This is a genomic window from Endozoicomonas sp. ALC020 (assembly GCF_049275935.1).
Taxonomy (GTDB): Bacteria; Pseudomonadota; Gammaproteobacteria; order Pseudomonadales; family Endozoicomonadaceae; genus Endozoicomonas_A.
The window spans coordinates 675,248-690,679 of sequence record NZ_CP184830.1 but is presented as its reverse complement, the minus strand read 5'-3'; the positions used below and the strand labels follow the sequence as shown (position 1 = coordinate 690,679).

Below are 15,432 nucleotides of genomic sequence, written 5' to 3'. Positions count from 1 at the left end.
TAGTTGCGCTTACATCAATGTTATGAACTTTTATCCTGAAGGCAACTCTGAGTTACCGAAGGACATCAATGTTGGATGATCTTCAAATCAATATCCTTGCAATCAAGGATAAAATTAACTTAATGAAAGGAACTTTATATGAATAACGTAAATACACCCGCCGCTGGTGGGGCTTCAGCCTCAGACTTGACAAAACCTGTTCAGCCACAGAGCAAACAAACAGGTGCTGGTTTCGGATGGGTTATTACTAAAGCTGACCAGGGTGAACTTTTAAGTCATCAAGGTTTACAACAGGCAGGCTCCCAGCTTCAAGGTGACAGGGCCAGTGACCGCCGTGTGGTGACCATCAATACCGATGGCATAGCGAATATCTACAATCGGAAGGCCGATGGGTCATTTGCAAAAGAGGCTAGCATTGCCTCAAAAGGTCATATCAACTCAGCCACCTTAAGCGGCGATAAGCTCCATGTGGTCACTGTCAGCGACGATCACATGGCGGGAATTCATGACCTGGGGGCCGACGGAGCATGGGTAACCAAAACTGCCATTTCCCATGACGGGCCGATCACATTAGCAACCTTCAGCGCTGATGAAATGCATATGGTGACTGCCAGTGACGATCACACGGTAAAAGTCTGTGACAAGATGGTCGACGGATCATGGGTAGAAAAAACCACCGTTCAACATGATGGGCCGGTCAATTTCGTAGACTTCATCGACGATGGCTTCCGCCTGGTGACCAGGAGTGAGAATGGAACGAGGCAAGTCACTGAGCTGAAGTGAAATGATTGATTGCCTGCGCTCACTCATGGTGTCAGGCAACAGTTCTTGACAACTCACCTTAATTAACGCAACCCGCCGAGTGGGCAGTGATGTACTCTGGTACTTTGACGCCACTGACAAACTCCCAGAACCTGCCGCAATTACCTGCTCTTAACTGTTTGTGCTCCAGAGACTCTGTTGGTGGGTCATGGCTAATTCATCAAAGTCGTGGCGAGATGGTCTGTTTCAAGCTCAGTGGCAAAGTGGCGATATAAAAAAAAACTCTCTGAGCATGGATGATGATATGACAACTGGTGGCTCCAATCTACCTGTTAATGGCCCGGGGGGCAGGCAGCAAACAGTTCAAAATCAATCGATACCTTCTACTCAACCATACAAGGCTAAAATGGGGCCTCGGGATGTCTCTGTTGACGAAACCACCGACTCGCTATTGCAGGGGGAAGCAGGTCTGCACCTCCAATATGTGCCTATCCACAAACGGGATGTTGTCATTGAGAATGTGGAGGGAGGCTTCTGGGCCACCCTCCTGACAGGATTTTCCAAGTTAGCGATGAAGTTTATCCGAGCCGGAGTCGGTAAGACTGGCAACAGGGCCGATGATAATTTAAAGAGAAATGAACAGTTTGCCAACGAGAACAAAAAGAAACTGAAGAAATTACAGTATGAGATGAAATCCATTCAGACTGAGCTGAAGGGATTGAGAAAAAAGCTTCCCCGTCTGGAAACTAAAAAGCAGGATAAATTTTCAAAACTCCAAAAAAGGCTTTTTGAATTAAGAGCTCAGCTGAGCAGGCTAGAGCGAAACTTAAATGAGATAGAGGAGACGAAGCCTCTCCTGAAAGTTTGGGATACGACGATCAGGAAAGAGACACAGGACTTCCTGACGTTGATCGAAAAGCAAATGGGTCCCGGACTTAAACTGATACATGGGCTTCAACAGGTCTTTGGAAAGTCCGAAAAAGAGCTGGCTGCTGGCAAGGTTTATCACCTCGACCTGGGGAATCTATCGACCACACTGTCCTCAGGTGCTGAGCTGAAGGTACAAAACATCGGTGTCTTTATTGAGCAGTGTTATATGTCTCCCACGCAAGAGCTGGTGCTGGATATTGCCGATATCAGGGCAGACTTATCGTCAATGGGAGCCAGTGGCGAGGTTGAGCCAATGACTTTGTCCGGAGGAATCAGTATCAAACTGAAGCCACCGGCCAGTAAACACTTGCACAAGGTGTTGACCGAGAACATCGCGAAAGCTCCCATACATATTAATGCCATGAGCAAAGTGCTGAAGCCTGCTGATGTGGCTGATATGGCGGAAGTGTCGATTAAAAGCCTTCAGTTAGAAAAAAAAGATGGACAAACCCTGGCGCTGCAAGACGCTTCGTTTGCTCATTCGCTGCTTGATTTGATGATCCCGTTCACGTCGGGAAGCCCCGAACTTCCTCTTGTTGCACTGGATCTTGAGAAGCAATGGAAGCTTAAAGGGTTGGAAGCGGTTTGCGAAAGTTTGGATAAAGAAGAAAAAGAGCGCAAAGACGATCTTCATCAACTGCTGAAAGATATAGAAAGCCTGCCTGGGGGTGAAACAAAAGACCACTGTCAACAGTTGAGTCTTCAAGCGACCAAAGCTCTGAAAGAGGTAGCGGAACTGAGAGAAGTCAAAATCCGTGAGTTAACCCACAGCAAACAGTTAAGAAGCGTACAGCAACAACGATCAAAGAATATTGACTCGTCATTTGATATGAACCGGGGGATGATCGATCTGGTCTACGGGCTGGCAGCTGTGGCTAATGGCAGCCAGACAGGCAGACAAAAGCATATTGCTATTCCGGGAATGAAGATTCCCGTATCGGATACCAGTTCTGTTGAATTGAGCCAGCTTAAGGTCAACGCGTCTGATTTTTCTTTCAGTCCATCCGGTGCCGCGGAGCTGACTATTCCGGAAATGGCCAGCCATATCACTCTTCAGAATGAAGTGACGGGAGAGAAAAAGTCGGTACCGGTCATCGTTAGAGGTGCATCGATCAAAATTCAGCCACCCTTTGGACCTCTGGTGAAGGAACTGTTGCAGCTGAAGTTTCCAGTGGACTCCAAAACGCTGAAAAAAGTCGTTCTGCCCATTTACAGGGAGGTGGAGAAAAAGAAGCACTCGGGTGGGACTAAAACCTCCGATTATTTAGAGATTGATCTGGGGAAGGTTGCCTGCCTGACCCGCGAGGGAGAGGTGGCTTTCTCAGGAGAGGAAGCCAGCCCGTATCAGCAGCACAGGCAGACGTTTGTCGAGAAAACCGGAGAACTTCTCTCGGCAAATGTTGATGCCGAGGCTATGGCGTCAGCACTGGCATCGGCAGGTTTAACCAAAGAGTCTCAGCAGAAAGTCTGGAAGCTTTGTGAGGAAGGTGTTTTTGCTGACAGTGCTGTTTTTGCACCTGAAAAACTGGAACATCTGGTCTTGCCATTCTCTGGACAAGAGCTACCAATACTGCGGACTTCCCCACTGCCGGAGCAAGAGGTCACTCAGAGTTCGGAAGTGGCGACCCCTGTTTCAGAGACAGAGCCACAAGAGAATACAACCCCGAATGCTGAGATCTCAGAGTCTGAACCTGTCTTAAACACTTCAACAGGCACAGCGGCGGTAAATCCTGAGTCTCCCCGGAATGTAACGGTGGATGCTTCCGTCGCTGAGCCGGAAAGGCTTGAGTCAATCCTGGTGAATTCTCGAAAAACCCAGGCAGTTACTCCATCCTCTTCATCGTTACCCGAAGAAGTCAAGCCGTCCGAAGTGGCAAACGCAGCGACCAATCGGCCCCTGTCCCGGGCCTCAGTTAAACCAGCCGTAGAAAAACCACCAGAAGGTTTAAAGTTCAAAGACCTGGACGAGTGCATCGGAGTGATTAATCCAAGGTTCCGGACAGAAAAAGGAAAAAGAGTCGCTGATTTTGAAATGCGTATTGCTCCTCGGAGTTTGATGAAAAAGCTGTCCTGGTGGATGGGCTTTTTCCTCGGCAAAAAAGAGGTGGCTGTAAAGGTAACTCTGCCGATTGACCGAAAAAGTTCAGAATTGCAACTGCAGTCACCTTTTGTTCAATTGAAGAAGCGAACTTCCTTAAACCCGGCTGTCTGGTTGGCGACTTCTCTGGTTAATCGCAGGCTCAGGAAGCAGCAGTATCAGCTGGAGCTGGACCGTGTTGAGCAGCAGAAGCGTTTGAATCTTGTTCAAAAGTCTCGGGTTAGGCCTGTCTGATGCCGGGAGTCCGGATCGCGGGGCAGAGCAGAAAGCGCTGGGATATATGGCAAACCTGACTAACTGGTTTGTAGAATGGGTGAGTGAAAATCAAGTGAAGGCATTCCTCAGAGTGTCGCACCAGACAACTGAGATGGGTTGGTCGTATAACTGAACAGACATTAGGCCAACAAAAAACGCTCAAGCCAGCCTTGAGCGTTTTTGGCAGGTGCAGTTAAGCCTCACTGCTTTTGGGTGTTTAACTCCAATGTCGATACCAAGCCCAAGGCAATCTCATCTTCAGTATAAAGGAGAGGTCTGAGCCCCTGGCCTGATGAGTAAAGCTCAGTTTGATCTTTATACTCAGGGCGCAACATATTGTTCGTTTGTGAGTAGGTTAATATGCCTTTAGCCTTCGGGCCGGAATCCGTAAAGCTCACCACATACATCCAGCTTGAGCCATTACGAATAGGATATCCCTCGGCGGTTAACCCGGAAGGTAAGGTGTCACCACTGACGACATCTGTAATCCCCGGATAGGTGTGCTGCGGAATAATGGTGTCATCACCCGTTAAACTGGTTGAGAACACGTTGAAGCCGCCTTCCTGGTTATGAGAACCGGGCCAGGGAAATCTCAGCCCCGATGGCGATCCATTTGGCAGGGAGCGCTCAACAAACTGAACCTTACCAGTTTCGCCGTAAAGCCTCGCTCAATGCGGGCGGGGATATAAGGCGGGAACGCGTAGAACGTTCCGGTTGAGTGTTTGTAGGTAAACTGCTACCTTTTGTCCTGTCTCTTGTAGACCTACCGTCGGGCAGACGGAACGTTAAGTCTGCGGAGTTTGTGTGAGACTTGGGGAGCATGGGTTGATTCGCCATCGTAAAAGCTCCCACTGTGGAACTTTTATGCGATAACCAAGCCTATTCCCTGAGCAACGAACTATGAAACAGAAACGTTCTTGAGCGATCAAGAACCCTCGCCCAATAGGGCGGGGAGTGTCAGCAAGTACCTCATCAGGTGCAAAACCCGCCTGGCCCAGATTGGCACTGGCTTTGGCAAGCGCAACCAGCACACTGCCATCGGTTGCCAGAGTGTTAGGTGTTGTTGCCGCATTAGCTGGATCAAACGGCACAGTAAACATAGTGCTCTGGTCAAACTCATGGGCAAATTCCCGGATTAGCGCACCGCCAATACTGTCGTTGTTTTGTGCACCGTTCCAATTCGCCAGAGCGCTGCACGCCGGGCGAATGTCTACCGACAAGCCTGCAGAGATTGTAACCGGGGTATCACCCTGAGCATCACATTGAGCCAGCAGTTCAGGCAGCACGAGTTCTGGTAAATAAGCGCGGTTGTTTGTCAGCATGTTCGACAGTTCATCAAGGTTAAACTTGCCATCACTACCGGCAGCATCCTCCATAAGCTTAAGTCCCATTCGGGTACGTAACCGAAGTTGACCACGCTCTTCCCCTTACATAGGTGAGAAATTTTCCAGTGGCTGGGCAAGGTTAGTTGACCAATGTGAGTCATTAGAGTTTTGCACAAAATCACTGCGCAGCAACTTGGGTGAGCGCTCGTAGGGCGTTGGACCATCAAAGGCAAAGAATGAGTTATCACCTGGCAGTACGGTAAAGCCCGCCTGTTCACGCAGGGCATTTAACTCTGGTGAGGTGCGCAGTGTCGCCACTGCCGCCTCAGAAAGCCCGGGGACTGCAGAGTCATCAATATAAAGAGCGTTGCCCTCTTTGTCGGCATACATGGTGTTGTTAAAAATCAAGCCATCATAATCGACAAAGGTTTGTTGGAACTCTTTTAAATTGGTAGCGCGGTTCATCGCCAGCCAGTGATCAATAGGGTCTGTGTTGCCCATATTCACATCCTGGATCATAAAGGCTTTGCCATCGTCCCAGCCAAAAGGGGCCGATCCTGGCGGTGCCTCTAACAGCGGGCGTCAGGCTCAGGTGTGGTGATCTGCGCCATACTGGTTGCTAACTGCTGCTTTAAGCTCTGGTTAAAAGCCGTCACGCTTGAGCTGGTGCTCGCCGGACGCGGTAAGTATTCATCGCCATCGCCAGGGTTGGCATAGAAAATTAAATCCAGGAAGTTAGCGGCCCCTGGTAGCGCTGTGACGGAGAATAAATAAGTGAGGTAGTCCACATCTGTGATAGGTTGCAGCCAGGGGTGCCCGGCACAAAACGGCTCTGCGTCTGGGTCATCGCCCTGGTTCACCTCTTGCACGTATTGGTTGTAGCCTTCAACAAAACCGCTTATCAAGGCTTTTGCGTTATCACTCATTTGCGGTAGCTTTTGTTCGGCAAGCTCGCGGATTCTCATGGCCTTGTAGGCAAAGTCAGAAATAATGTTGGCGTTGTCTTCCGCAAGTGGTACACCGTTTGTGAAATCTAACGTGTGGGGGCCAAAATATTGTGAGCGTTGGGAATTTGCCTTCACGAATCCGTCGGCCAAAATACACAGGTTGTCTTGTGCCTGCACATAACCACTACCGTACGCCAGGCTCTCAAGGTTATCGGCCCGAATATGAGGCACCCCGTATGTGGTGCGTCTGACTGTGGCTTGTAGTTTCCCCCACTGGCGCGAACGCCACTAGTGTTGATACTGGCTCAAAGACATCTTCATCATTTGAGCCACCTCCGCAGCCAGCCAATAACGTGCCTAGGAGGCTGACCGAGAATAGCGCCCGTAGCGAGGACGGCAGAAAATTGAGGATGAAAATTCGGTTTTGTGAGGAGAATAGCGAGCTATTTGACGAACAAAAGCGGATTTTCAGACCAATTTGCTGCCGCCGCAGTAGGGCAGTCTATTCTCGGTCAGCCTCCTAGGAGCCTGACCGAGAATAGCGCCCGTAGCGAGGACGGCAGAAAATTGAGGATGAAAATTCGGTTTTGTGAGGAGAATAGCGAGCTATTTGACGAACAAAAGCGGATTTTCAGACCAATTTGCTGCCGCCGCAGTAGGGTAGTCTATTCTCGGTCAGGCTCCTAGCAGCCTGTCGGACTTAAGACTGTCCTACGCGGCAACTGCTCCTGCGTTGCTCTAGCTCCTGCATCCATGCAGTCGTGCGGTTGCAATAAATTGGTCTAAAAATCTCTGTTTCTTCGTCAAATAGCTCGCTATTCTCCTCAGAAACAGAGATTTTTATCCTCAATTTCTTGCAATCCTCGCTACGGACGCTTAAGTCCGACAGGCTGCTAGCGCAACTCCAATAGCCAACTTAAGTTTGTGAAATTGCATATTATTATTATTGTCTCTTGTTATTTTTACATCTTGCTGCATCACTTTTGGCGATGTGCAACCACGCTAACACGTTAGCGAAAACATGCAGACCCGCCGCAATCGGTCGTTGAGCTGAGTCTGTGCATGTCAGGCTTTTTAAATTGTTACACTAACGTTGCAGGCGTATTAAACCAGTGTTTCAGACACTCGTCTACCAGGGAAATGGTTAATAAAAGGTAATGAAATTAGGCAATAAAGTAACCGGCAGAAAGCCCCTGCATCTGCCTCCGTCTTCGGACTTGGATAATGAGGTTCAGGGGGTTCGCAAGGAAGAGACAACCCGCAAACAGATCCTGTCTCGTTCAGAATATCAACCTTTCCGATCACTGGCTGAAAGGGGGATAGAGACAGTCCCGGTTAAACCCGGCCTGTTGACCCGTGCGCTCAGTTCACTGTCGTCCAGTTTTATCTCTTTTTTCAGCTCTGCGATTTCATCGGTTGCCGGTGCTACTCAGAAAGAGTTTCGCAATTTAATCAATTATGAGCTTGAGAATCAGGAGTCATTTAAGCGGGATATCGAAGACTTGGAGCACAGTCTGAAGCTTGCTGAGGAGTCACTGCAAAGGCTACGCAAAAGTATCAAGGTTCTGACGCCTGAGCAGATTGATCACTACAGTATTCTGGTTAAAAAGCAACTGAGCATAAAGGCACAGCTGGTTCTCAAAAAGGCTTATTTAACAAGATCCGCTGAACAGGTGCGTTCTTATGAGCAGTCGCTGCCAGTCAGTAAAAGAAAACTTGAGCAGAGTATGAAGGTGCTGCAAGAGAATATTTCAACCGGTATCCAAGCCCTTGCGCTAATGAAAGATGTTTTTAAAAGAAACAAGAAGGACAAGCATCGGGGAAAGGTGTTTGAAATGTGTTTGGGTGATGTGAAAGTGACCGATCCTGACCGTTATGACTTTCAGGTTAAAAATCTGGTCCTTAATACCAGTCGTTTCTGTTTTGAGAAGGGGCAGCTGGAGCTGGAAGTACCCGAAATCTCTGCCGATTGCTTTTCCCTGGAAGAAGATAAAGCGGTTGGCCCCATCAAAACGAAGGGGAGCTGTCGTGTTTGCATTGGCGAACCCCTTGCCGAGCCATTGAACCACTTGTTGACCTGTAGAAAGACAGAGACTTTCAGCGCCTACAAAAAATGCTCTGAGGCCTTTGGAGCTCTCTATGCAGAGACATCAGGATCGGATGCAAAAAGGCATCTGGGTGATGTTATTCAATGCTCGTTTGATGGCTTGGAAACGGAAGAGAGAGGGGTGAAGTCAGACCTGTTCATGGAAGCGATGGGAGAAGCGCTCATCCGATTATTTGCTCCGATGGTGACGACCTGGAAAAAAGAGCTGGGTGCTGACAGTCTTAAAAAGTCCAGAGAGCGGGAAGATGGCTTTGCCGTAAAAGCCAATGCTACGGTCGGTCTGTATCAGTCAAGAGAAAAGACGGTAAAGATACTCGAAGAAGATCTTCCAGGGATGAAGGAAAGCAAGGCGAAAAAGGCTTGCCAGGTCATGTTGGCCTCTTGCCGGAAAGATCTGCAACGCGCCCGGAAATTGCTTAAGCAGAGGCAAGAAGAGTTGTCGAAGCAGAAACAGCGGACTGCGGCTATGATGTATCGCGAAGCCAATGCTGGCCAATCCATCCATTCTTACCAAAATGCCCTGAAGCTCTTTCATACCTTAAGAGGACTTGCCAAAAAGCAGGCATCAGACCCTTCTACCTCTGCATCCATGGGTTTTGGTGAGCAGCGCATCGACTTTACAGACACAGCCCATGGCGAGTTATCGTCCGCCTCTCTGAAGTTTTCCGGATTCCGTCTGGGTGAGGAGGGTGTGCTTGAAATCAAAATGCCCGATGTCGTCCTGAACCTGGGGCTGGTCAACGAAGTGTCAGGTACCCGTCAAGCGTTTCCCGTCAGCCTGAAAGATGTCTCTCTGAAAGTGAATCCGCCAATGGGAGAGATTGTTCACCAATTACTGCAACTGGACTTTCCTCTTGAGTTTCGGAAACTGGAACGGCTATGGAAACAGTATCAGGCTTGTACCTCTGAACATTACAGCTCCATTGGTACCCATAATCCTCTTGGTATCGGCAGTTACCTTTCTGTCGACCTGGGCAGCGTGGCCTGTCTGGCTGCCGGAGATGTTCGTGTCGAAGCCAGAGAGCGCCCGGTTGCAGATAAGGAGTGGGTGGCCCTTGCTATCTCTGATCTGATGGGGAAGCCGCATGAGGTCAGTAAATTGGATCAGCTGTTCCAGGAAAAAATGGGTATGAATCCTCAGTCGTCCAATCAGGTCATGAACCTGCTTTGCCTGGGCTTGCTGGGTGAACCGGAACCGCTTTCTGCTCCGGACGAACAGAAAGAACTGTCGACCCATGAGATACCGCCATCCTTTCCCAAAGAGATTGAAGTGACTCCTGTAATCAATGAAAAGGCTGACATCAGCACCGGGTTGCCTTCTCAAATACCCGAAGAGATACTGGCTCCTCTATCCGAAAGTTCCGTGAGTCATAGCAATATAAAGTCAGAACCTGAATCTGAACCTGAGCCCGAACGTAAGGAGCCAGCATTCAACACGCTTCAGGAAAACCCTGAAAAAGCAGCACTGCCAGGGACAGAAATTTATTTGGGTGATCTTAGCCATTGTCCAGAGGTCAGTCAGGTGAAATTAGCGGTCAAGGGGGATACACCGCAAGTGAGTTTTGCTCTGAAAGTACCTGCCCTCAAGGTGCTTGGGAAGCTGCCTTTGCTGTTTAGCTGGCTGGTGGGATCTGACCTGGCTCTGTCTGTTCAGGCTCCCCTGAAAGAGGATATTGTTCAGTTCAGGCAACCCTTCATTAAGGTTCGTGGTGCCAGAGTACCTCTACTGGGTCCCTGGCTGGCCAATTTCTGGTTAAAACGCGCAATGGCCAGAGGCCAGTTAGCAATTAACACCCATCAGGTTGAAGGGCAGGCGGGCCTGCAGTTGCTGAGAGTTGACTCAGCCTGACGTCAGGATTTGTACCTCGACAGTGAATTCTGTCCCGACCCGGTCTACCGTTGTAGAGGCGTTAACTATAAAAACTCTGACCGGAAGGATAACTGGCTATAATGCCCTCTTGTGTTTCGGCTATAGTATGTTGGCTGGGACGGTTTAGCGCGGTTCTTTCACTGATGTTAAAACTCGAAAAAAGACAGATCTTTTTGCAGCAGGAGGCTGATAGCAAGCAGGAGGCTTTACAGTTAGCTGGCAAAAAAATGCTGGAAACCGGTTTGGTTTCAGCCGACTACCTTCCGGGTATCCACGCCCGGGAGAGCCTTGCTTCCACATTTCTGGATAACGGTATCGCTATACCTCATGGCATGCCAGAACTTCGCCGCGCCATTAAGAAGACGGGCGTGGTTGTCATTCAGTTTCCTGAAGGTGTTGAATGGGGAGTGAATCAACCTGTTTTTCTGGCCTTTGGCATAGCTGCCCACTGCCATGAACACCTCAGGATTCTGGGTGGTCTGACCAGGGTTCTGGACAATCGTCCTCTCTGTCATTATCTGGCCCGCACCCGTGAGCCTGAAATTATTGTCGATGCACTTGAGGGCAAACCATTACCGGGGCTGGGCAGTCTCAGTGAATGGCAAAAGGCTTACTTGAACCAGAGCCAGAAGGAAACCTGTGAGAGAGGCTGGGTCAGTCGTACATGCACGAAAAGCAATGAACTGACCAGAGAGTATCTTATCCACAACATTAATGGTTTACATGCCCGGTGCGGCAGTGCCTTTATTGCTGCCCTGACGCACTATGATGCCCGTGTTTATGTCCGCAATGTCAGTAAGAATGGTGACTATGTCAATGGAAGAAGCCTGGTCAAACTGTTGGGTCTTGAGCTGGTCTGTGGTGAGACTCTGGGTATCAGACTTTCTGGTCTTCACGCATTTGATGCGTTAAAGCGTCTTGATCAGTTGTTTCAGAAGAGTTTTTTTTGATCTGGGTCTGGCGCGCTTTTGAGTTCAGTCCGAAAGGCTCCCAAAGTAAAAAGCGCCCTTGAACGGGCGCTTTTGCAAATTCTATCTGGAGCTCAGGCCTCCAGGAAGTTGTTAGTTTCATCTACCTCAGTGATGAACATAAAGTATCCGGTTAATGACGGGTTTCACTGGCGGGCATTATGTTCGGGTGATCGAGCCACTCTTCAGGGCTCTCATCAATAGAGTCCACTGCTTCGGCTTCGTTCAGCTCCCCACGGGTTGCCAGCACTGCCAGATCCTTGGCAAAGCTCTGCAATAGATCGATCACTTCCTCCCTGTCAGGATCGAGGCTTTCATCAAAAGTGATATTAAAGAGAGGATTATCATGTTCATACTCCTCTCCCTTGCGCATAAGTGTCATTTGAAGTCCGGGGTTCTCATAGTCCGCGACTTCGGCCAACTTGAAGGTAACAGATTGAGCTTCCCTGAGAACAGACAGCAACTTCAGGGCTTCTGCAGCGCTGATATCGCCTGCATCCACACAGGCTTCAACATACTCTCTGGCTGATAACCCCGAGTCCAGGTAGTTGTCTACCAGATCCTGCAGTTCTTTGTACTTGTTATGGTTCATGGACCCTCCTTAACTGCGCTTTCAGTAATGCCTGTAAACGAGTGCACAATTCCAGTGTACCTGATTGCGGATCAAATGAAAGGTTAAATAAGTATTTGTACTTTTACGAATTTCGGGTGTTACCTAAAGGCATCAAGTAGATCTTCTAACAGTTGATTTAAGGTGATACATTTGGCCACCATAGCTTTCATGAAAGGTTTTCTGAAAGGTTTTTTTTATTCGTAATGTAGGGCTGTTTGGCCATACTTTTATTTTCTATCAATCCTTCTGCTGTATTTATGAACCTTTCCAGACTGAACCTGAACCTGCTGCCCGGCCTGAAAGCCCTGCTGGACACCCAGAGTGTTTCCAAAGCAGCGCAGATGATGTGTGTTACCCAGTCTGCCATGAGTCGAACTCTGGCCCAGTTGCGGGAAGCATTGAATGATCCGATTCTGGTGAGAAAAGGCAATCGGATTTTTTTGTCCGAGAAAGCTACGTCACTGCATGAAGATGTGAACAGAGTGGTCACGGAAGCGAGCAGTATTTTTGAAAACCAGCAATTTTATATTGCGACTACCCAGCGACATTTCCGGATTGCTTCGGGGCACACGGTGCTGGAGCGAATTCTGCCAGAAGTACTGCAAAAAATATGGGCGGTGGCACCCGGGCTGACCTTTGAATTGCAAGCCATCAATCCCGCTGTTGATGTTGCAGCCGGAAAGTTGGATCTGTCCATTGGTTATATGGGCGTTCGGGAAGAAGGATTATCCAGCTTTTCACTGATGAAAGATCGGATGTGCCTGATTCTCTGTGAAAACCATCCCTTGGCCCATGAGTCTTTTTCAGAAGAGGCTCTGAAGTCTTTTTCCTTTGTGGTACAACGGGACAATATCAATCTGCATCAACAGAGCGAGATCAACCATTTCCTGAGCAAGGTGCAGGTGAAAACCTGGTCACCCGGTCTTTCGATCAGTCTGGCGTTAATCAAGGGAACAGACTGTGTGCTCATGGCTCCGGCTTCACTGTCCATGTTCCTGGACGATCTGTCAGGCTATGTGATCCGTGATTGCCCAAAAATTATCCCGGAAGTCAGCTTCGATATTGTCTGGCCAGAGTATTGGGAGATGAACAGGGCGCATCGTTGGATGAGGGAGTTCATCAGTGATGCATTGCTGGAACATATCCGGAGCAAAGAGCTGTATATGTTTGCCAATGAGTCAGAAGAAAGTCGGAAAAGGCCAGGTGCACGCCTTTCCTGACCCTGTTCTCAAATGATACTTTCCCGGGCGATTGCTTCCGTTGTCGGGGGCTGGCACACCTGAAGAACATCATATAGCTTTTCTATCTGACGGGTGAGCATCTCAACAGGTCGCTCACCGGAGACATCAAGTGCAGCAGAAACCATTTTCCCACACTCGGAGCTGCTCATGGATAGGCTCTCGAGATCAAATCCCCGGTGTCTGATTACCCGCAGGAGTCTCTCCATCACCTCTGGTTTTTTATGACACTGGATGGTCAGAGAGTAGTGGGTTTTGGAATCGCTCATGCTCTTGCCTCCATCATTTCGTGGTTGGCGGCGCCGGGTGGCACCAGGGGCCAGACGTTTTCTCGCTCATCAATACAGACATGAAGCATTCTTGGTCCCGGAGCCAGAAGCATTTCTTCCAGGGCCGGGAGCACTTCATGTCGTTCGGTAATCATTCTGCCTTCAATGCCAAATGCATTGGCCAGCGTAACAAAATCAGGATTGTCCGAAAGGTCAGTTTCACTGTAGCGCTGGTCAAAGAAGAGTTCCTGCCATTGCTTCACCATGCCCAGCCGCTGGTTGTCGAGTAAGACAATTTTGATGGGGAGCTGTTTTCTTTTGATCGAAGCCAGCTCCTGCACATTCATCATGAAAGAGCCATCTCCGGAAACCAGTATCACATCGTCTTCCGGTCTTGAAATGGCCGCGCCTATCGCTGCCGGCAGACCAAAGCCCATGGTGCCAAGCCCGGCACTGGAGAGATGGTTGTTAGGATGAGAGAAGCTCATGTGCTGGGCTACCCACATCTGGTGCTGACCCACATCACAACTGATGACAGAATTCTCGCGGGAGGCTTCAGATAACTGTTTCAGAAGCAGAGGCGCAAAGATATCCTTACCGGGTTTGTCATAAACCCACTGGCTGGCAGCGCGGCTGGCTATACAGTGTTGTAACCAGTCACCCTTTTCTAAGGCGATGGTCAGGCTTTTGAGATTCTTCTTTAAGCAACCACCGAGGCTGACATCAGCCAGGCGACGCTTACCAAATTCTGCCGGGTCAATATCGAGATGGATGACTTTCGCATCGGGTGCAAAGCTCTCAAGCCTGCCTGTGACCCGGTCATCAAAGCGGGCTCCGATGGCTATCAGCAAGTCGCATTCCTGCACTGCCAGATTGGCAGCCCGGGTTCCATGCATACCTAGCATACCAAGGTAGCCCTGATCCTCAGGACAAACCGCTCCGATACCTTTCAAAGTACAAACACTGGGAAGACAGGTTTCTGTCAGGAATGTTCTGAGTTCGTTTACCGCATCAGCCATGCCTGCTCCACCACCGATATAAGCAAGAGGCTTGTTGCTCTTGCAGAGCAATGAGAGGGCTGTATCAATCTTGTCATAACTTTCGGCAGCTCTCTCTTCTATCACGTTGAGCGGTGGTGCATAGTGAGCTTCTGCTTGCTGAATATCTTTTGGCAGGTCAACCAGAACAGGACCCGGGCGGCCAGATTGAGCCAGATCGAAAGCTTTGTTCAGGGTTTCGCAGATATCATTCGGGTCTGTCACCAGAAAGCTGTGCTTGGTGCAACCCAGTGTCATACCCAGAATATCGATTTCCTGGAAGGCATCCGTTCCCATCATGGCAACAGGCACCTGGCCTGTAATGGCTACCAGGGGGATGGAGTCCAGCATGGCGTCAGATAAAGCGGTGATCAGGTTGGTTGCGCCAGGACCGGAAGTAGCAATACAGACTCCGGTTTTGCCACTGGCTCTGGCATAGCCAATAGCAGCGAAAGCGGCTCCCTGTTCATGTCTGCAAAGAAGGTGCTCAATATTGGAATCCAGAAGGGCATCATACACTGGCATAATTGTGCCACCGGGATAACCGAAAACATGCCGGACTCCGCGTTGGGTAAGATTTCTTACCAGTACATTAGCGCCGTTCATGGGGTTGACCTCGCCCGGGATGAACTTCAGACTTGATGCGAACAGGCTTGCCAGTGTTCAACTCAAACCATTGCTGCGCAAAGAAAAATACGGCAACAGGGAGGATAATCAGCAGCAGTTCAGGAAGGCTGAGTACTGCCGCAGCGGCCAGACTCAGAATAGCAAGAATCAGTTTGTTGTTTACGTTTAGCATGGTTCTATCCTCTCTGTTTGGAGTTTTTATCTTGTTTATACTTGCCGGGTTTTTAGGCCCCAAATACGAAAAAACCCCCCGAACCTTTCGGTGCGGGGGGTTCCTCGAAACTCTGATCTGTCAGCCAACAGACCCCCGCGCAGAGACGATAATCACCACGACTGGTAGCAGAATGATGTTGCTTATGGGGTTGGTTTTCATGGCTGACAAATAC

General features: G+C 49.3%; 9 protein-coding genes and 3 pseudogenes. 5 read left to right on the top strand and 7 right to left on the bottom strand.

What is annotated here, in order from left to right; translation table 11 throughout:
• Nucleotides 1-138: 138 nt before the first annotated feature.
• Both ACOJUO_RS02550 and ACOJUO_RS02545 read left to right on the top strand, forming a co-directional pair.
• On the top strand, nt 139-783 hold the full coding sequence (locus ACOJUO_RS02550) for a WD40 repeat domain-containing protein (RefSeq protein ID WP_422138823.1): 645 nt from the start codon (nt 139-141) through the stop codon (nt 781-783).
• 187 nt (nt 784-970) lie between these two features.
• Nucleotides 971-4,024 carry a hypothetical protein gene (locus tag ACOJUO_RS02545; RefSeq protein ID WP_422138822.1) on the top strand — a complete coding sequence of 1,018 codons (3,054 nt, stop codon included), beginning with the start codon at nt 971-973 and terminating at the stop codon, nt 4,022-4,024.
• A 221-nt stretch (nt 4,025-4,245) separates the two neighbouring features.
• Here the strand turns inward: ACOJUO_RS02545 and ACOJUO_RS02540 are convergent.
• From ACOJUO_RS02540 to ACOJUO_RS02530, 3 pseudogenes are all read right to left on the bottom strand, one after another.
• A pseudogene (locus ACOJUO_RS02540) lies at nt 4,246-4,680 on the bottom strand (penicillin acylase family protein); the annotation flags it as partial.
• A gap of 150 nt (nt 4,681-4,830) precedes the next feature.
• Nucleotides 4,831-5,871, bottom strand: a pseudogene (locus ACOJUO_RS02535) (penicillin acylase family protein).
• 68 nt (nt 5,872-5,939) lie between these two features.
• Nucleotides 5,940-6,563, bottom strand: a pseudogene (locus ACOJUO_RS02530) (penicillin acylase family protein); the annotation flags it as partial.
• A gap of 911 nt (nt 6,564-7,474) precedes the next feature.
• Here ACOJUO_RS02530 and ACOJUO_RS02525 point away from each other — a divergent pair.
• Together ACOJUO_RS02525 and ACOJUO_RS02520 are read left to right on the top strand one after the other, a co-directional pair.
• Nucleotides 7,475-10,273 carry a hypothetical protein gene (locus ACOJUO_RS02525; RefSeq protein WP_422138821.1) on the top strand — a complete coding sequence of 933 codons (2,799 nt, stop codon included), beginning with the start codon at nt 7,475-7,477 and terminating at the stop codon, nt 10,271-10,273.
• A gap of 164 nt (nt 10,274-10,437) precedes the next feature.
• Entirely contained in the window at nt 10,438-11,244 is an 807-nt protein-coding gene (locus ACOJUO_RS02520) for a PTS sugar transporter subunit IIA (protein WP_422135181.1), read from the top strand.
• Nucleotides 11,245-11,395: 151 nt separating this feature from the next.
• Here ACOJUO_RS02520 and ACOJUO_RS02515 read toward each other — a convergent pair whose 3' ends face one another.
• Nucleotides 11,396-11,854: a hypothetical protein gene (locus ACOJUO_RS02515; RefSeq protein ID WP_317145220.1), complete on the bottom strand. Its 459-nt coding sequence runs from the start codon at nt 11,852-11,854 to the stop codon at nt 11,396-11,398.
• A 278-nt stretch (nt 11,855-12,132) separates the two neighbouring features.
• Between ACOJUO_RS02515 and ACOJUO_RS02510 the strand changes: the two genes are divergently transcribed.
• Nucleotides 12,133-13,095 (top strand): LysR family transcriptional regulator, encoded by a 963-nt coding sequence (locus ACOJUO_RS02510; protein ID WP_422135180.1) that lies wholly within the window; start codon nt 12,133-12,135, stop codon nt 13,093-13,095.
• 8 nt (nt 13,096-13,103) lie between these two features.
• On the opposite strand, the gene ilvM is transcribed toward ACOJUO_RS02510, so the two are convergent.
• Genes ilvM through ACOJUO_RS02495 form a run of 3 tightly spaced genes read right to left on the bottom strand, consistent with a single transcriptional unit; the run spans nt 13,104 to nt 15,218 of the window.
• The gene (gene ilvM / locus ACOJUO_RS02505; protein ID WP_422135179.1) at nt 13,104-13,382 is read right to left on the bottom strand and encodes an acetolactate synthase 2 small subunit; all 279 of its coding nucleotides are present in this window, start codon (nt 13,380-13,382) and stop codon (nt 13,104-13,106) included.
• A complete protein-coding gene (ilvG, locus tag ACOJUO_RS02500; protein WP_422138820.1) occupies nt 13,379-15,025 on the bottom strand; it encodes an acetolactate synthase 2 catalytic subunit in 1,647 nt (548 codons plus the stop codon). Before ilvG ends, ilvM begins: the two co-directional genes overlap by 4 nt.
• Complete coding sequence (locus tag ACOJUO_RS02495) at nt 15,012-15,218, bottom strand: hypothetical protein (RefSeq protein ID WP_422138819.1); 207 nt, start codon at nt 15,216-15,218, stop codon at nt 15,012-15,014. Before ACOJUO_RS02495 ends, ilvG begins: the two co-directional genes overlap by 14 nt.
• Nucleotides 15,219-15,432: the final 214 nt, after the last annotated feature.